At 70.6% G+C, this 14,651-nt stretch carries 11 protein-coding genes; 2 read left to right on the top strand and 9 right to left on the bottom strand.

Annotation, left to right across the window (positions count from 1 at the left end; all coding sequences use genetic code 11):
* Positions 1-176: 176 nt before the first annotated feature.
* Together ACWPN5_RS15885 and ACWPN5_RS15880 are read left to right on the top strand one after the other, a co-directional pair.
* Complete coding sequence (locus ACWPN5_RS15885; RefSeq protein WP_492296236.1) at positions 177-2,153, top strand: right-handed parallel beta-helix repeat-containing protein; 1,977 nt, start codon at positions 177-179, stop codon at positions 2,151-2,153.
* Between the two features lie 4 nt (positions 2,154-2,157).
* Positions 2,158-2,760 carry a demethoxyubiquinone hydroxylase family protein gene (locus ACWPN5_RS15880; RefSeq protein WP_492296235.1) on the top strand — a complete coding sequence of 201 codons (603 nt, stop codon included), beginning with the start codon at positions 2,158-2,160 and terminating at the stop codon, positions 2,758-2,760.
* A gap of 3 nt (positions 2,761-2,763) precedes the next feature.
* On the opposite strand, the gene ACWPN5_RS15875 is transcribed toward ACWPN5_RS15880, so the two are convergent.
* From ACWPN5_RS15875 to ACWPN5_RS15835, 9 genes are all read right to left on the bottom strand, one after another.
* Positions 2,764-3,234 carry a hypothetical protein gene (locus tag ACWPN5_RS15875; protein WP_145681323.1) on the bottom strand — a complete coding sequence of 157 codons (471 nt, stop codon included), beginning with the start codon at positions 3,232-3,234 and terminating at the stop codon, positions 2,764-2,766.
* Positions 3,235-3,346: 112 nt separating this feature from the next.
* On the bottom strand, positions 3,347-4,483 hold the full coding sequence (locus ACWPN5_RS15870) for a glycosyltransferase family 4 protein (RefSeq protein ID WP_492296233.1): 1,137 nt from the start codon (positions 4,481-4,483) through the stop codon (positions 3,347-3,349).
* Positions 4,483-5,682: a glycosyltransferase gene (locus ACWPN5_RS15865; protein WP_492296231.1), complete on the bottom strand. Its 1,200-nt coding sequence runs from the start codon at positions 5,680-5,682 to the stop codon at positions 4,483-4,485. Before ACWPN5_RS15865 ends, ACWPN5_RS15870 begins: the two co-directional genes overlap by 1 nt.
* Entirely contained in the window at positions 5,679-6,938 is a 1,260-nt protein-coding gene (locus tag ACWPN5_RS15860) for a glycosyltransferase family 4 protein (RefSeq protein WP_492296229.1), read from the bottom strand. Before ACWPN5_RS15860 ends, ACWPN5_RS15865 begins: the two co-directional genes overlap by 4 nt.
* A 6-nt stretch (positions 6,939-6,944) precedes the next feature.
* Positions 6,945-7,922: a GDP-L-fucose synthase family protein gene (locus ACWPN5_RS15855; RefSeq protein WP_492296227.1), complete on the bottom strand. Its 978-nt coding sequence runs from the start codon at positions 7,920-7,922 to the stop codon at positions 6,945-6,947.
* A 14-nt stretch (positions 7,923-7,936) separates the two neighbouring features.
* Positions 7,937-8,935 (bottom strand): NAD-dependent epimerase/dehydratase family protein, encoded by a 999-nt coding sequence (locus ACWPN5_RS15850; RefSeq protein WP_492296225.1) that lies wholly within the window; start codon positions 8,933-8,935, stop codon positions 7,937-7,939.
* Positions 8,936-8,960: 25 nt separating this feature from the next.
* Positions 8,961-10,316, bottom strand: a complete 1,356-nt coding sequence (locus ACWPN5_RS15845) for a nucleotide sugar dehydrogenase (protein ID WP_145681328.1) — start codon at positions 10,314-10,316, stop codon at positions 8,961-8,963.
* Between the two features lie 230 nt (positions 10,317-10,546).
* Complete coding sequence (locus ACWPN5_RS15840) at positions 10,547-11,992, bottom strand: flippase (RefSeq protein ID WP_492296224.1); 1,446 nt, start codon at positions 11,990-11,992, stop codon at positions 10,547-10,549.
* Between the two features lie 150 nt (positions 11,993-12,142).
* On the bottom strand, positions 12,143-14,416 hold the full coding sequence (locus ACWPN5_RS15835) for a GumC family protein (RefSeq protein WP_145681330.1): 2,274 nt from the start codon (positions 14,414-14,416) through the stop codon (positions 12,143-12,145).
* Positions 14,417-14,651 lie beyond the last annotated feature (235 nt).

The following is a 14,651-nucleotide window of genomic DNA, read 5'->3' as shown; positions in this document are numbered from 1 at the left end:
CGGCACATCCGGAAGCAACACCGCCGGCCCCGGTCGGGTCCCCCCGTCCGGGAGCGCAGACGGCGAGGTTCGTCCGGTCAGGGCTATCCGCGCCGCGCCTTCGAGGCACCCCGTCCGCGCTTTTGCTTCATCCGCCCCCCGCCGCCAGTTTCGCTGGGGTGCCGAACGGAGGTGATATGACGCGCCGGATTCCTGGACTCTTCGCGGGCGGGCTGTTGTGGCTGGTCCTCTTCCTGGCTGGTCCCCACCCGTCCCTTGCGGCCGAACCGGCGATCCACGTCTCCCCCCAGGGCGACGACCGCTGGTCCGGGCGGGTCGCCGCCTCCACCCCGGACGGGCGGGACGGCCCGGTCGCCACGCTGGCCCGCGCGGTGGAGGAGGCGCGCAAGCGCGGCCTGCACCTGATCCTGCTGCGCGGCGGCACCCACCGGCTGACCGACACGGTGACGCTGGGCCCGGAGGATTCCGGGCTGCGCATCGCCGCCTTTCCCGGCGAGACCCCGGTCCTGTCGGGCGGCGAGGTGGTGACGGGCTTCAAGGCGGAGCGGGACGGCGTCGTCTCCGCCCCGCTGGCGCGGGAACCGGGGCTGGACGTCAGCGCCGGCGGGGTGCGGCTGCGCGCGGCGCAGAGCGGCGCCTTCGACCCGCAGGACCCGATCCGCAGCGGCTGGTTCGTCGCCCAGCAGACCAAGGGCGGCGGCGACAAGCGGCAGTTCCGCTTTCCGCCCGGCACCGTCCAGGCGGCCTGGGCGGCCCCCGGTGTGCGCGTCCAGGCGCTCGACCGCGAGCGGCAGGCCGACGACATCCGCGGCATCGAGCGCATCGACCGCAACGGCACGCTGGTCCTCGACCGCGACGGCTGGTACCCGTTCCGCGACGGCAGCACCTTTCGCCTGCTCGGCCATCCCGACTTCCTGAAATTCCCCGGCCAGTTCGCCTGGAGCGCCAAGGATCGGCGCCTGCTGCTCCGCCCCCACGACCCGGCGGGCTTTGCCCGTGACGGCGCGGCGGGCTTCGCCCGCGACGGCGAGGCGGTGGTGGCGCGCACCGCCCCGCTGATCCAGACGGAGAAGGCGGACTCCATCACGCTCGACGGGCTGTCCTTCGCCGACGTGCCCTACAACGGAGCGGCGGTGCGGCTGGCCGGCGGTTCGGGGCACCGCGTCTTCGACAACCGCTTCTCCGCCGTCGGGACTGGCGTGCTGCTGGTCGGCGTCGCGGACAGCGAGGTGCGCGGAAACCGGCTGGAGCATCTGGGGCGCAGCGGGATCGAACTCACCCCCGGCAGCGTCGGCAACCGGATCGTCGCCAACACCATCCGCCACGTCGGCGAAGTGAACTTCTACGGTGGCGGCATCATGAGCGCCGGGGTGACCCGCACACGGATCGCCCACAACGACATCCGGCACGCCGCGCGCTACGGCATCTCCATGAAGAACTGGAACCCGGAGACCAAGAACACCGACAACGTGATCGAGTACAACCGCATCCGCGACGTCGGGCGGGAGACCGCCGACCTCGGCGCCATCGAGACGCTGGGGCGCAGCGACATCGACACCAAGCTGGTCATCCGCTTCAACGACATCCGGGGAACCGGCGGGATCGCCACCGACGCGGCGGGGCGCTGGATGACCCGCTACAAGGGCTTCGGCGTCTATCTGGACGACCTGACCAACGGCGTGCGGGTCGAGGGCAATTTCCTGGAGGACACCGGCTGGGCGGCGGTGTTCATCCATGGCGGCGACGGCAACCGGGTGGAGAACAACATCGCCGTGCTGACCGACGAGCGCGACCGCTTCCTGCGCTTCGAATGGGTGCCGAAGGCCGGGACGGCCGGCTTCCTGCGCGACAACGAGGCCAGCCGCAACATCATCCACGCCCGCGTCCCGGTGGAGCAGCTGGTGACCGCGCTGACCGGCGGCGAGTACCGGCTGGAGAACAACATCTTCGACCGGCCGGGCCGCGGGCTGCGCGCGCCGGGGGCGCCGGTGGAGCGCACGCAGGCGCGCTCCGTTCAGGGGGGCAACCAGCCGGACCCCTATTTCATGAACCCGGCGAAGGACGATTACCGCCTGCGCCCGAATTCCCCCGCCCTGAAGATCGGCTTCCAGGAGCTTCCCTGGTCGCGCATCGGTCCGGAAGGGGCGCGCTGAACCGGTGGACACGCACAGCCCGTCGCCCGACCCCTCGCCGGAGGCCCCGCCGTCCGCCACGATCGGGCTGGCGCCGCTGCAACTCGACCTGTCGGCCCTGCCGCCGCGCATCCGGCGCGAACTGCGCGCCAGCCATGTCGGCGAGACCGTGGCGGTCGCCCTCTACGACGGGGTTGCCGGCGCCACCAGCGATCCGGAGGTCCTGCGCTTCGCCGCCTCCCACCGGAGGGTCGAACGGCGGCACCTGCGGCTGTTCGAGGCGGTCCTGCCGCCGGACAAGCGCAGCGCACCGCTGGCCTTCTGGCGCTGGTCGGGCCGGGTGATGGGCGGGTTGCCGGCGTGGCTCGGGCCGCCCTATTTCTACGCGGTGGTCGCCGGGGTGGAGGCCTGGGTGGACGGGCATTACGCCCGGCAGATCGCCCTGGCGCGGCGGCTCGCCCCCGACCCGGACCTGTTGACTTTGCTGGAGGCCTGCCGTCTCGACGAGCGCCTCCACGCCCGTGACGCCGCCCGGCTGGACCCGGCGCCGCCCTGGACCGCCCGCGCGCTGGCCGGGGTGGCGGTGTTCCTGTCCGGCGTGGGGGTGAGGGTGGCGCGCTGGGTGTGACGGTTACTTGCTGCGGATTTCCTGGAGCAGGACGCCGAGCATCTGCTTCAATTCCAGGTGATTGTCGTTGTGGACCTTGTTCGACGCGGCCAACGACCCTTCGAGGTTTTCGAACCGCTGGTCGATCGCCTCGAAGCGTTGGTCGATGGCCTCGAACCGCTGGTCAATGGCTTCGAACCGCTGATCCACCTTTTCAAAGCCCTGCACCATGTCGGTGCGCAGGGACTTCACCTCGGTTTCGAGCGCGGTCAACCGGCGGTCGATGTGATGGCCGAGATGATCGATGGCTTCGTTGAACTTGTCCTGAGTCACGTAAGCCATGCGTGCCATCCGTTCTTGCGCGGAAACCGGCTCGGTGGAGCGTCCGTCCGTTGGAGTGTGAACCGCTTTCGTGTCACTGTCGATGGATTCGTCCGGCAGGACGGCCCTGGCTCGGGTCGAGCGGATGGACGGGGCTTTGTCGGCGGGCGTCATCGAGTCGGTCGGATTGCGAATGTATGCGGCGATGATGGCGCATTCCGGCCCGCGGGTCCAGCCGGCCGACCCGAAAACGCGACTGCCCTTCAGGAAATTCCATCGAGAGGACTCATCCCATGGCGCGCTTCGGGCGGACGGCGGTTCCGGCGGCTTCGGGAAGCGGGCCGGCGATGCGGTCGAGCAACGCGTCCATGCCGCTGTGCCCGGCCTCGTGGGCGGCGCGGGCGCGGGCGTGGGCCTGTTCGGAGGCGAGCGCCAGAGCGTCGCGGTCCTTGGCCCACAGGCGCAGCGCCGGGAGCACCGCCTGGATGAAGTCACGCTCCTGGGGGACGAGGCCGGGGCGGGGAATGTCGCTGCCGATGCAGCCGCGGTCGTAGGCCAGCACCGGCACGCCCGCCGCCATCGCCTCGAACAGCACCAGCGGCTGCGCCTCGTTGCGGTAGCGGGTGGGGAAGACGAAGACGTCGATGTCGCGGTAGAAGGCCGCCTTGGCGTCGCCGTCCACCGGGCCGTGATATTCCACGTCGCCGTCGAAGGCAGCGAGGCCGGCGGCGACCAGCGCGTTGTCCATGCGCCCCAGGCCCGGCCCGGCCAGCACCAGCTTGACGTCGACCCCTTCCGACCGCAGGGCGCGCAGCAGGGTGAACAGCGTGTCCAGCCCCTTGTCGGCGCACAGGTTGGAGAGATGGCCGATGCGCAGCGGGCCGGACTTGCCGTGGCGCGGGCGCGGCACCGGCGGGGTGAAGATGGCGTTGGAGACGCTCATCGCCGTCTTCGCCGCCGGGTAGAGCGCCTGGAACCGCGCCTGCATGGCTGGGCAGAGCAGCACATGCATGCAGTCCGTCCCGGCCAGCCGGGTCAGCAGGCTCATCCGCCAGGTCGGCCTGGAGATGGTGGCGAAGGAGTGGTGGTGCAGCGTGCGCTCATAGCCGAACAGCCGTGCCGCGCCGGCCAGCGCCGCCGTGTAGAAGATCCCGAGCCCCGAATCGACGGGCATGTAGAAGCGCCGGCCGGGGATCGTCGCCCCGGCCGCCAGACGCAGGCCCGCCAGCAGCACGCGCATCGCCTTGGCGGCGTGGTAGCGCAGGCCGCCGCCGTTCCAGCCCGGCGACAGGTCCGCGACCTCCACCGGGCCGCGATCGCGCAGGCGGTCCAGCACCAGGGCGGTGACCCGGCTCATCCCGTCCATGGGCGGGGGAAAGCGGCCCGAGACGACGATGTGAGGGGTGTTGCGGCGGTCGGTCATCAGGCTTCGCTTTCACGGGTGCCCTTGCGGGCGCTTTCATCAGTGCTTTGGGCAGCGTCTTTGCGGGCGCCCAGGCTGTGCAGGGCCTTCTCCACGGCCTCCGCGAAATAGCCGGCGTCGGCCAGCGCCTGGAAGGGCCGTCCGTTGAGGCTGAGGCGGCGCCATTCCGCCTCGTCTGACGCGACGGACAGCATGTGGCGGGCCAGCCCCTCGGGGTTGTCGGGCTCGACGATGTGGCCGTTCAACCCGCTGCGGATCAGCACGTCGCGGGCGCCGCACTGGTCGGACAGGATGGTCGGTACGCCCATCGCCAGCGCCTCGTTGACCACCAGCCCGAACTGCTCCTCCAGCGAGGGAAGCAGCAGGCACAGGGTCGACCCCAGCGTCTCCGCGATCCCCTTCTCCTGGAGGAAACCGCGGAAAATGATGTGCTCCTCCAGCCCGCGCCGGGCGACCTCCGCCCGCAGGTCGGTCTCCAGCGGGCCGGAGCCGCAGAGGTGCAGGGGCCGCGCCGCGTCTCCGGCCAGCCGGCGGTAGAGGTCGTAGGCCTCGACCGCGCGGAACAGGTTCTTCTTCGGCACGAAACGGGCGATGATCGTGAAGTGCCGCTCGGCGAAGGGCACGCCGTCGGGTGCCGGAGTCATGCCGGACAGCCGGCGCACCCGCTCCAGCGACAGGGTGTCGTAGCCGATGAACAGCCGGTCCTTGGGCAATCCCAGGAAGCGGTAGTAGTCGACCGTGCGGTGGCTGCCCCCGATCGCCGCCTGATAGGGCTTGTAGAGCAGGGACTTCAGCGCCTCGCGCCAGAGGACGCGCGGCTTGTCGTCGAACTTCGAGGCGTTCATGTTGACGACGCGCCGGCCCATCAGCCGCATCGTCACCGCCAGGGCGAAGACGTCGGGCTCCTCGTAATGGCACAGGAAGACGTGGCTGGCTCCCGCCTTGCGGCATTCGCGCAGCAGGGCTCGGTAGACCTGGAAGGACGGGATGTCCGCCTTGGAGCGTCCGGGGAACAGCGTGACCTTGCGGAAATGCTGCCCCTCCCCGGTGGAGTCCCAGGCGTAGGTGTGGGACTTCGACCCGACCTCCAAACCGACCACGTCGTAGAGATGGCCGAGCCGTCGCCCGACCGCCTCCAAGCGGTCCATGTGGTAGGGGCCGAACATCTCCCAGGAAAAGACCAGGGCGGGCTTCGTCATGCGGCGTCGTCTCCCAGCAGCAGCGCGGCGTAGCGCGCCAGGACGGCGCTGCGGCTGGCGTTGCCCTCCACCCAGGCGCGGCCCCGGCGGCCCATGGCCGCGCTCCGGGCGGGATCGTTCAACAGGTCGGCCACGGCCTGCGCCATGGCCTCCGGCGCGTCGGGCGGGGTGCGCCGGAAGGCGTCGATCTCCGTCCCCAGCCGGTCGAGCGCGGAGCCCAGCAGGCAGGTGCAGACGAAGGGCCGTCCGGCGGCCAGGATGGTCACCGCCTTGCCCGGCATGGCGAAGGCCGCCCCCTCCGGACGCTGCGGCACCAGATGCACGTCGCCCTCCGCCAGCCCCTCGGCGAGCCGGTCGGAGGCGATCAGCGGCGCGAACTCCACGTTGGGCAGCGCCATCGCCTTGGCCTGGGCCTTCAGTTCCTCCTCTAGCCCGCCCTGGCCGCGCAGCAGCACGCGGGCGTCGGGGCGCAGCGCGTGGAGGTGGCGGGCCATCTCCAGCACCTGGTCCAGCCCCTGCTTGCGGGCGAAGGCGCCGCTGTAGAGCACGGTCGGAGGCTGGCCCTCCGGCCGGGGCAGGGGGCGGATGGCGTCGGAGTCGACATGGGGCGGGATCACCGTGATCGGCCGCCGCACGCCGAGGTCGCGCAGCACGTCGGCCATCGCCTCCGACAGCACGACGATGCCGTCGGCGCGGTTCAGCGCGGTGCGCTCCACCGCCTGGATGGCCTTCAGCGCAGCCCCGCCGCCCATGCCCAGCGCGCCGGCGAGGCCGGACTGGATGTCGTGGACGATGGCGATGTGCCGGCCGCCCGGCGCGCGGAAGCGGTCGGCGACGCCGACGCTGAAGATGGAGGGGCAGAGCGACAGCACGGCCTTGTGCCGCGCGACGCGCCCGCGGGCGCGGGCCGCCAGGAAGCCGGCGTGCAGCACGCCCTCGTGGATCAGCCGGGCCTTCATGCCGCCGCCCTTCGGCGGTATGGTGAGAAGCCGCTCGATGCGCACGCCGTTCACGGTCCGGCGGTCCTCCGCCCCGTTGGCGTAGCCGTCGTAGATGGCGTGTCCCGGATAGTTGGGGCGTGCGGTCAGAACGGTCATGTCCGTCCCCGCCGCGGCGAAGGCCGTGGCGAGGTCGGTCATCATCGGCGCGCTGCCGGCGGGTTCCGGCCAGTAACTCATCGCCACCAGGAGGACCGATGGCGGGAGGGCGGCTGGATCCACGGTCCGGGCGCGCAGGGGTGTGGAGTCATCGGGCATGGGCGGTCACTCCGCGGCTTCGCCGGTCGTGGTGGCGGCGGGACGGGGAGCCGGCGGGGCGGCGTTCTCCAGGAACCAGCCGTAGGTGCGGCGCAGGCCCTCCTCCAGCCCGACCTTGGGCCGCCAGCCGGTGGCGAACAGGCGCGACACGTCCATCAGCTTGCGCGGGTGGCCGTCCGGCTTGCTCAGGTCCTGGGTCAGCGTTCCCTCGTAGCCGACGGTCCCGCGGATCAGCCGGGCCAGATCGCCGATGGCGATGTCCTCGCCGGGGCCGACGTTGATGATGTCCTCGCCGTCGTAGCGCTCCATCAGGTGCAGGCAGGCGTCGGCCATGTCGTCGACGTACAGGAACTCGCGCCGCGGCGTGCCGGTGCCCCACAGGGTGACGCTGGGCGCCTGCTCCGTCTTCGCGTCGTGGAAGCGCCGGATCATGCCGGGGATGGCGTGCGAGCCCTCTGGGTCGAAATGATCGCCGGGGCCGTAGAGGTTTGACGGCATGGCGCAGATGGCGTTGAAGCCGTACTGCTTGCGGTAGGCTTGGCACTGGGTGATGCCGGCGATCTTGGCGATGGCGTAGGGCTTGTTGGTCGGCTCCGGCGGGCCGGTCAACAGCGCCTCCTCCTTCAGGGGCTGCTCCGCGAACTTCGGGTAGAGGCAGGAGGAGCCGAGAAACAGCAGCTTCCTCACCCCCGCCCGCCAGGCCGCGTCGATGACGTTGGTCTGGATCAGCAGGTTGTCGCGGATGAAGTCGCCGCCGAAGCGCTCGTTGGCCAGGATGCCGCCGACCTTGGCGGCAGCCAGGATCACGTAGTCGATCTTCTCCCGGTCGAAGAAGGCGCGCACCGCGGCTTGGTCGGTCAGGTCCAACTCGTCGCGGCCGCGCAGCACGAGGTCGCTGTAGCCGCTCTCCACCAGACGGCGGACGATGGCCGAACCGACGAGGCCGCGGTGTCCCGCGACGAAGATGCGGCTGTTTCGCTCCATGGGTCTCGGTTCCCTTATTCGGCGGCGCTGGCGATCGGGGCGTCGCCGTCGCGGCTGCGGGCGGCGTACCAGTCCACCACGCCGGGCAGACCGTCCTTCAGCGGGATGCGCGGCGTGTAGCCGAGCGCGGAGAGGCGGGCGATGTCGGGGCTGCGCCGCTGGGTGCCGCCGGGGGCGGGCGGCCCGATCTGGATGTCCGCCACCCGCCCGAGCACGCCGACGATCTGCCGGGCGAGTTCGGCGATGGAAATCTCCTCCGGGTTGCCGACGTGGTAGATGCCCAGATGCTCGCCGCGCTCGATCACCGTCATGATGCCGTCGACCGCGTCGTCGATGTGGACGAAGGCGCGGGTCTGGGTGCCGTCGCCCTGGATGGGGAAGGGCACGAGGACCTCCGGGCTGCGGTCGATGGCGGCCACGGCGCGGCGCACGAATTCCGGCACCACATGCTCCCAGCCCATGTCCGCGCCGTAGACGTTGTGCGGGCGGAAGATGGCGACGCGGTCGAAGCCGGTGCGGCCCCAGTTGACCGCCAGCAGCTCGGAGATCAGCTTCGACCCGCCGTAGCTGTAGCGCGGGTTCAGCACGTCCGGCACGACCAGCGGGATGTCCTCCGGGGTCGGCACCATCGGCGGGGTCTGGTAGGCCTCGGAGGAGGAGGCGACGACGAGATCGCCCACCCCGTTCGACCGGCAGGCGTCCAGCACGTTCAGCATGCCGCGCACGCCGACGTCCAGCACCACCTCGGGCTTCTCGTAGAAATGCTTGGTGCCGTTGACGGCGGCCAGATGCAGCACGCCGTCGACGCCGCGCACCGCCTTGTCCACCGCCGCCGGGTCGCGGATGTCGCCGGACACGAACTCCACCGCCTGGGCGGCGTCGCCCAGCCGGCGCGGGTGGCCGCGGGAGTTGTCGTCGAGCACGCGGACGCGGTGCCCGTCGCGCACCAGACGGCGGACCAGGGCGGCGCCGATGAAGCCGCTGCCCCCGGTCACGAGGTAATGTTTCGGCATTGGTCTGTTCCCTCAGGCAGCGGCGTCAAGCGACATGGGCGAAGCGGGCGGCGCCGTGGCTGCCCAGCGCCACGTAGGCCGTGCCCTCGGGCAGGTCCACTTCACGGCTGTTGAAGTTGTTCCAGAAGTCGTAGATGACCCCCGGCCGGTCCATGCGGCGCGCCAGATCGGGCAGCGGCATGGAGGTGAAGACCGGGTGGTTGTTCAGGATGACGGCGAGGTTGGCGCCGTCCACCGCCTCGGTCATGCTGTTGGCCGGTTCGAGCCCGAAGCTGCGGATGTCGTCCGCCGCCACCACCGCGTCGAAGCCGCGCCAGCGCGCCTTGGGGAAGCGGGTGCGCAGTTCCTCGAACAGCGGCTTGGCCATGGTGCCGCGCAGGTCGTCGGTCGCCGGGCGGCCCTTGAAGGCGAGGCCCATCAGGCTGATGGTCGGCTCCTGCGGGAAGCCCTGCATGGAGCCGGTCAGCCGCTCCAGGAACCGCGACACCTCGTGGGGCTGGCTTTCGTTGATGCGCCGGCCGGCGGCGGTGATGTCCATCTCCACCCCGAACTCGCGGGCGGATTCGATCAGGATGTGCGGGTCCTTCTCCAGGCAGGGGCCGCCGACCGGGCCGGGCAGCGGAAGCTGCGTGCGCGGGTAGCCCAGCTTGCCCGCCCGCGACACCTCCAGCGCCGACACCTCCATGGCGTTGCACAGCCGGGCGATCTCGTTGGCGAAGGCGAAGGTGACGTCGCGGTAGGTGTTGTCCACCAGCTTGATCATCTCCGCCGTCTCCAGCGTCGAGACCTTGACCGTCGTCGGCGTCAGCATGCCGAAGATCTGCGAGGCGCGGGCCGCCACCTCGACGCTTTCCGCGCCGATGATCTGGGGAAGCTGGTTCAGCTCGACCAGCGCCTGCCCCTCCAGCGTGCGCTCCGGGCAGAAGGCGATGTCGAAGCGCTTGCCGGTGCGGCGCAGGATCGGCGCCACCACCTCGCGGGTGGTCCCCAGCTTCACGGTGGAGCGCAGGATCACGAGGTCGCCGTCCTGGATGCGGTCGGCCACCTGGCGGGTCGCCGCCTCGATCATGTCGGTGCGCACGCGGCCGTCGCGGTCCAGCGGGGTGCCGACGGTGATGATGAAGACGGTGCAGTCCCGGGCGCTCTCCGGCGTGCGGCCGAAGGTGAAGCGCCCGCGCTCCATCACGTGCCGCAGCTTCTCGGCGAGGCCCGGCTCATGGAAATGGGGGACGCCGCGGGCCAGCTTGTCCAGCACCTCGTCCCGCACCTCCACGCCGTGCACCTGGAACCCCGCGTCCGCCATGGCCACGCCCAGCGTCAGCCCGACATAGCCGAGACCGAGCACGCAGACGTTCCGGTCGGGAAAGGACTTTGGGAGCATAGTCTTTCGATCCTGCTTAGTGATTGGAGCATGCATCCAAAGGCGCCGCCATCCGCCACCCGCGCCATGCGCAATCCGAACGTCTTGCAACGCGGCATTGTTCCGGCCGTTCGGGGTGGCGTGAATTGGCTATGCCGTTGATCGGGCATTGTTTTGTTCGTGGTACCCCGGACCGGCGCCAAGGGCGCGTCCGGGCGGCGTCCTTCGGGATTCGGGATGAGGCGGGCGCATCATGCGGCCGCCACGATCAGCCGGCGCAGCCGCGACGGGCGGACCAGCCCGGTCGCCAGCGCCGCCAGCGCGTAGACCGCGACCAGCGCGCTGCCGCCGATCAGCAGGGCGGGCAGCGGGTGCGCGGGGGCCATCAGGTCGGGCAGCGCGTGGGTCAGCCCCATGGTGGCGCCCATGGCGAGCACCGCGCACAGCGCCGCCCGCGCGGCGATGCCGAGATAGAGCTGGCCGACCGCCCGCCGGTGCAGCCAGGCGAGGCCGGTCATGGCGGTCAGCTCGGCGACGATGGTGGCGGCGGCGGAGCCCTCGATCCCGTAGCGCGGGATCAGGACGAGGTTGAGCGCCGCGTTGGTCAGCCCGCCGACCAGGATGGCGGTCATGTAGCCGGTCTGCCGGTGCCAGACGAGCAGCGGGTTGCCCATGGTCAGGTTGATGTGGACGATGGCGACCGCGATCATCAGCAGGCGCAGCGTGTCGGCGGCCGGCGCGTAGGCCGGGCCGAAGACGGTGCCCAGGATGGCCGGCGCCAGGGTGAGGCCGCCCGCCGCGATCAGACCGCCGATGGACAGGATGGTCGCGGCATAGTCGCGCATCCGCGCCCGCATCGCCTCGCGGTCGCCGTAGGCGGCGGCGAGCTGCGGCATGAAGGCGCTGAGGATGATGTTGCCGGCGGTCAGGGACAGCACCAGCAGCTTGGTCACCGCGGCGTACCAGCCGACCTCCGTCTGCGGCGCCATGAAGCCGAGCATCACCAGATCGAGGTGCGAGAACAGCGCCCAGGCGAAGACGCTGACCGCCATCGGGGCGGAGGTCCTCAGGATCTCCCGCCACTTGGCGAGGTCCACCCGCGGCCGCGGCATCCGGAAATCGCGGCTGAAGCGGGCCAGCATCAGGGCGGCGTTGATGACGAAGGAGATGGCGGTGATGCCGGCGGCGATGGCCAGATCGTCCGGCCCGCGCACCAGCGCCAGCACGGCGACCATGTTGCCGAGTGAGGTGCCGATCTCGCGCACCGCGATGACGCTCATCCGCTCCGTCGCCTGATAGACGAAGTCGAGCAGCAGCGCGTTGCCCAGCAGCTGCACCGCCTGGACCAGCAGCACCGCCTTGACCAGCGCCGATTTGTCGAGCTGGAGCACGAACAGGGCGTAGAGCCCGCCGACCAGCACGGCCAGCAGCGTCCGCAGGGTCAGCACGTGGTCGGCAAGATCGGTCGCCTTCTCCCGATCGCGGGCGATCTCGCGCACGGCGTAGGTGGACAGGCCGAGATTCACGAACAGCGCGGCGTAGGCGAGCATGGAGGTGCCGAAGCCGAGCACGCCAAACCCGTCCGGTCCGAGCGCGCGCGCGGTCCAGGCCGTGGTGATCAGCCCGCTCAGCAGCGTGGCGACGCGGGCCAGCCCCAGCGCGCGGATGTTCAGGAAGATGCGTCGTCCGGCAGTCATTTGGCGGCAGTCATTTGGCGGCGGTCATTCGGTCTTTTCGGGTGTGTGGGCAAACGCGGGCGCTGGGCCCCCACCCAACCCTCCCCCTGCGAAAGCGGGGGGAGGGTTGGGTGGGGGGACCGACGCGACCGCTTTTCTCAAGCGCCGCCGTCAGTTCGCGTAGTAGCGGCGGTAGCCGTGGTAGCGCCCGCTGTCCGGGAACTCGTATTGGGCGTGGCGGCGGATATCGACCTGGGAGAACAGGACGCCGACGACCTCGCCGCCCGCCTCGACGATCTCCTTCAGCCCGGCCATGGCGGTCTCTCGCTTGGTCTTGCCCCAATGCACGATGAAGACCGTCTGGTCGGCCAGCGCCGCCAGCAGCTTGCCCTCCGACACCGCCAGCACCGGCGGGCTGTCCAGGATCACCCGGTCGTATTCCAGCGCCAGCCGCGAGATGAGCTGGTGCATCCGGCTGGAGCCCAGCATGTCCTGCGGCAGGGCGGAGCCGCGGCCCGACGCGATGAAATGCAGGCCGGTGCGCGGGTCGGTCTGGATCACCTCGTTCGGCGCGCACTCGCCGGACAGCACCTCGTAGAGGCCGTGGCGGTTCTCCAGCCCCAGCATCGGGTGCAGCCCCTTGCGGCGCATGTCGCAGTCCAGGATGATCGTCTTCTGGCCGGCGTTGGCGCAGATGCGGGCGAAGGCCGCGGCAATGGAACTCTTGCCCTCGCCGGGGACGGAGGAGCTGAACAGGATCACCCGCTGGTGGCCGTCCGGGTTGGCGAGCAGCAGCGTGGTGCGCAGGTTCTGCATCGCTTCGGCGAAGGCCGACATCGGCTTGTCGACGGCGTAGTCGGCGGGCGACGTGCCGCGGCGGCGGCGCCCGATGGCCGGGACGATGCCGAGCGAGCGCACGCCGGTCGCCGATTCGAACTGGTGCGGGCTGCGGAAGCCGCGCTCCGACTGCTCGCGCAGCATCGCCAGCAGCACGCCCAGCGTCGCCGAGGCGACCAGGGCCAGCAGGACGATCATCTTCTTGTTGGGCTGCGACGGGTTCAGGGGGATCGCCGCCTCCGACACGATGCGGGCATCGGGCTGCTGGATCTCGGTCTGGCCGGCGATCTCCTGGAAGCGCGTCAGCATCGCCTCGTACATGGTCTGCGAGGTCTCGGCGTCGCGCTCCAGCGTGCGCAGCGTCACGTTGGATTCCTGCTGCTGGTTGCGCTGGGCCTGGAGCTGGTCGAGGTTGGCCTTCAGGGCGGCCTCGCGCCCGCGCTCCACCTCCACATCGTTGCTCAGGTTCTGGACAATGCGGTTCACGTCGGCCCGAATCTGGCCCTGCAGGTCGCGCAGCTCGCTCTGCAACGCGGTCAGCGTCGGGTGGCGGGCGCCGTACTTGTTGGCGGCCTCGGCGATCTTGCGCTGAAGCTCGACCTCCTGCTGGCGCAGCGCCTGGATCAGGGGGGAGCCGAGCACGTCGCCGATGGCCGACACGCCGCGCGGGCTCTGCGCCAGGGTCGAGACCTCGCGCAGCTTCGACTCCGCCTCCTGCCGCTTGGTGCGGGCGAGCACGTAGCTGGTGTTCAGCTCGGCCAGCTGCTGGGCGATCAGGGTGGTTTCGCCGTTGGCGTTGGTCAGGCCGCTTTCGGCGCGGTACTTCTCGGCCGCCTCGCCGGTCGTCTTGGCCTCGCGGCGCAGCTCGGTGATGCGCTCCTCCAGCCAAGCCGTGGCGCGCTTGGCCGCCTTGAACTTTTCGTCGAGCTGGTCGACGAGGTACATCTCGCCGATGGTGTTGGCGATGAGCGAGGCCTTGCGCGGGTCCTCGCTGTCGAAATCCACGGCGATGACGTAGGAGCGGCCCTGCGGGCGCACCGCCAGATTTTCGATGAAGCTGTTGACGACCGAGGTCCGCTCGTTGGCCGCCTTCTCCTCCGGGCTCAGCGCGATCTCGGGGCGGTCGCCGCGGGCGCTGTTCCACCAGGAGTCGGGCACCCAGTTCCGCGGGTTCAGGTAGTAGAACCAGTTGGTCTGCTCGGGCCGCAGCGCCGCGTTGAACTCCGGGTCGTTCATCAGGCCGAGCTTGTTCACCACCTTTTCCGCGAAGGCGGGGGATTTCAGGATCGCCACCTCGCTTTGCAGGGCGCCCAGCTCGGTCGAGAGGCCGGAGACGACCTCCTGGTAGTTCATCACCTGGTTCTTGCGGTGCTCCACCATGATCAGGGTCTGGGCGGTGTAGAGCGGCGTCATGCGCAGGGCGACGAGACCCGCGATGCCCGTCCCCAGCACGATCACCGTCCCGATCAGCAGCTTGTGGCGCAGCAGCATGCCCGTGGTGCGGCGCACCGCGCTGGCCGCTGCGGTCGACAGGTCGAACGAGACCGGTCCGGGGACCGGTGCCGACTGCCGCCGCTGGGGTTGATCCTGAATGTCCTGGGTGGCCAAAGCGGGTCCTCCTCGCATGCCGAACGGCACCCCGTTCGGGGCGTTACGGTGCCTAGAACGTCATCGACCGTCCGGCCGTTTCATGCTGCCCGGAGGGCATATGGTGGGGAAGACACGCTCTTTGGGTACCCTCCCCGGAGACGCCATGGGTGGAGTGGCCCAGGACGAGGGCTTGGGGTGGACCGGGGAAGCCCCTTCGCCGATAATGGTCATCGCCGATCGAAGGGGGCCGGGG

Source organism: Azospirillum sp. UENF 211521, assembly GCF_058780535.1.
Note: the sequence above shows the minus strand (reverse complement) of the source record. Positions and strands in the feature narration are given on the sequence as shown.

What these genes read in the sequence shown, in the direction of transcription:
- ACWPN5_RS15885 (WP_492296236.1), top strand. Translation starts at nt 177, where the DNA reads ATGACGCGCCGGATTCCTGGACTCTTCGCGGGCGGGCTGTTGTGGCTG.
- ACWPN5_RS15875 (WP_145681323.1), bottom strand. Translation starts at nt 3,234, where the DNA reads ATGACGCCCGCCGACAAAGCCCCGTCCATCCGCTCGACCCGAGCCAGG.
- ACWPN5_RS15870 (WP_492296233.1), bottom strand. Translation starts at nt 4,483, where the DNA reads ATGACCGACCGCCGCAACACCCCTCACATCGTCGTCTCGGGCCGCTTT.
- ACWPN5_RS15865 (WP_492296231.1), bottom strand. Translation starts at nt 5,682, where the DNA reads ATGACGAAGCCCGCCCTGGTCTTTTCCTGGGAGATGTTCGGCCCCTAC.
- ACWPN5_RS15860 (WP_492296229.1), bottom strand. Translation starts at nt 6,938, where the DNA reads ATGCCCGATGACTCCACACCCCTGCGCGCCCGGACCGTGGATCCAGCC.
- ACWPN5_RS15855 (WP_492296227.1), bottom strand. Translation starts at nt 7,922, where the DNA reads ATGGAGCGAAACAGCCGCATCTTCGTCGCGGGACACCGCGGCCTCGTC.
- ACWPN5_RS15850 (WP_492296225.1), bottom strand. Translation starts at nt 8,935, where the DNA reads ATGCCGAAACATTACCTCGTGACCGGGGGCAGCGGCTTCATCGGCGCC.
- ACWPN5_RS15845 (WP_145681328.1), bottom strand. Translation starts at nt 10,316, where the DNA reads ATGCTCCCAAAGTCCTTTCCCGACCGGAACGTCTGCGTGCTCGGTCTC.
- ACWPN5_RS15840 (WP_492296224.1), bottom strand. Translation starts at nt 11,992, where the DNA reads ATGACTGCCGGACGACGCATCTTCCTGAACATCCGCGCGCTGGGGCTG.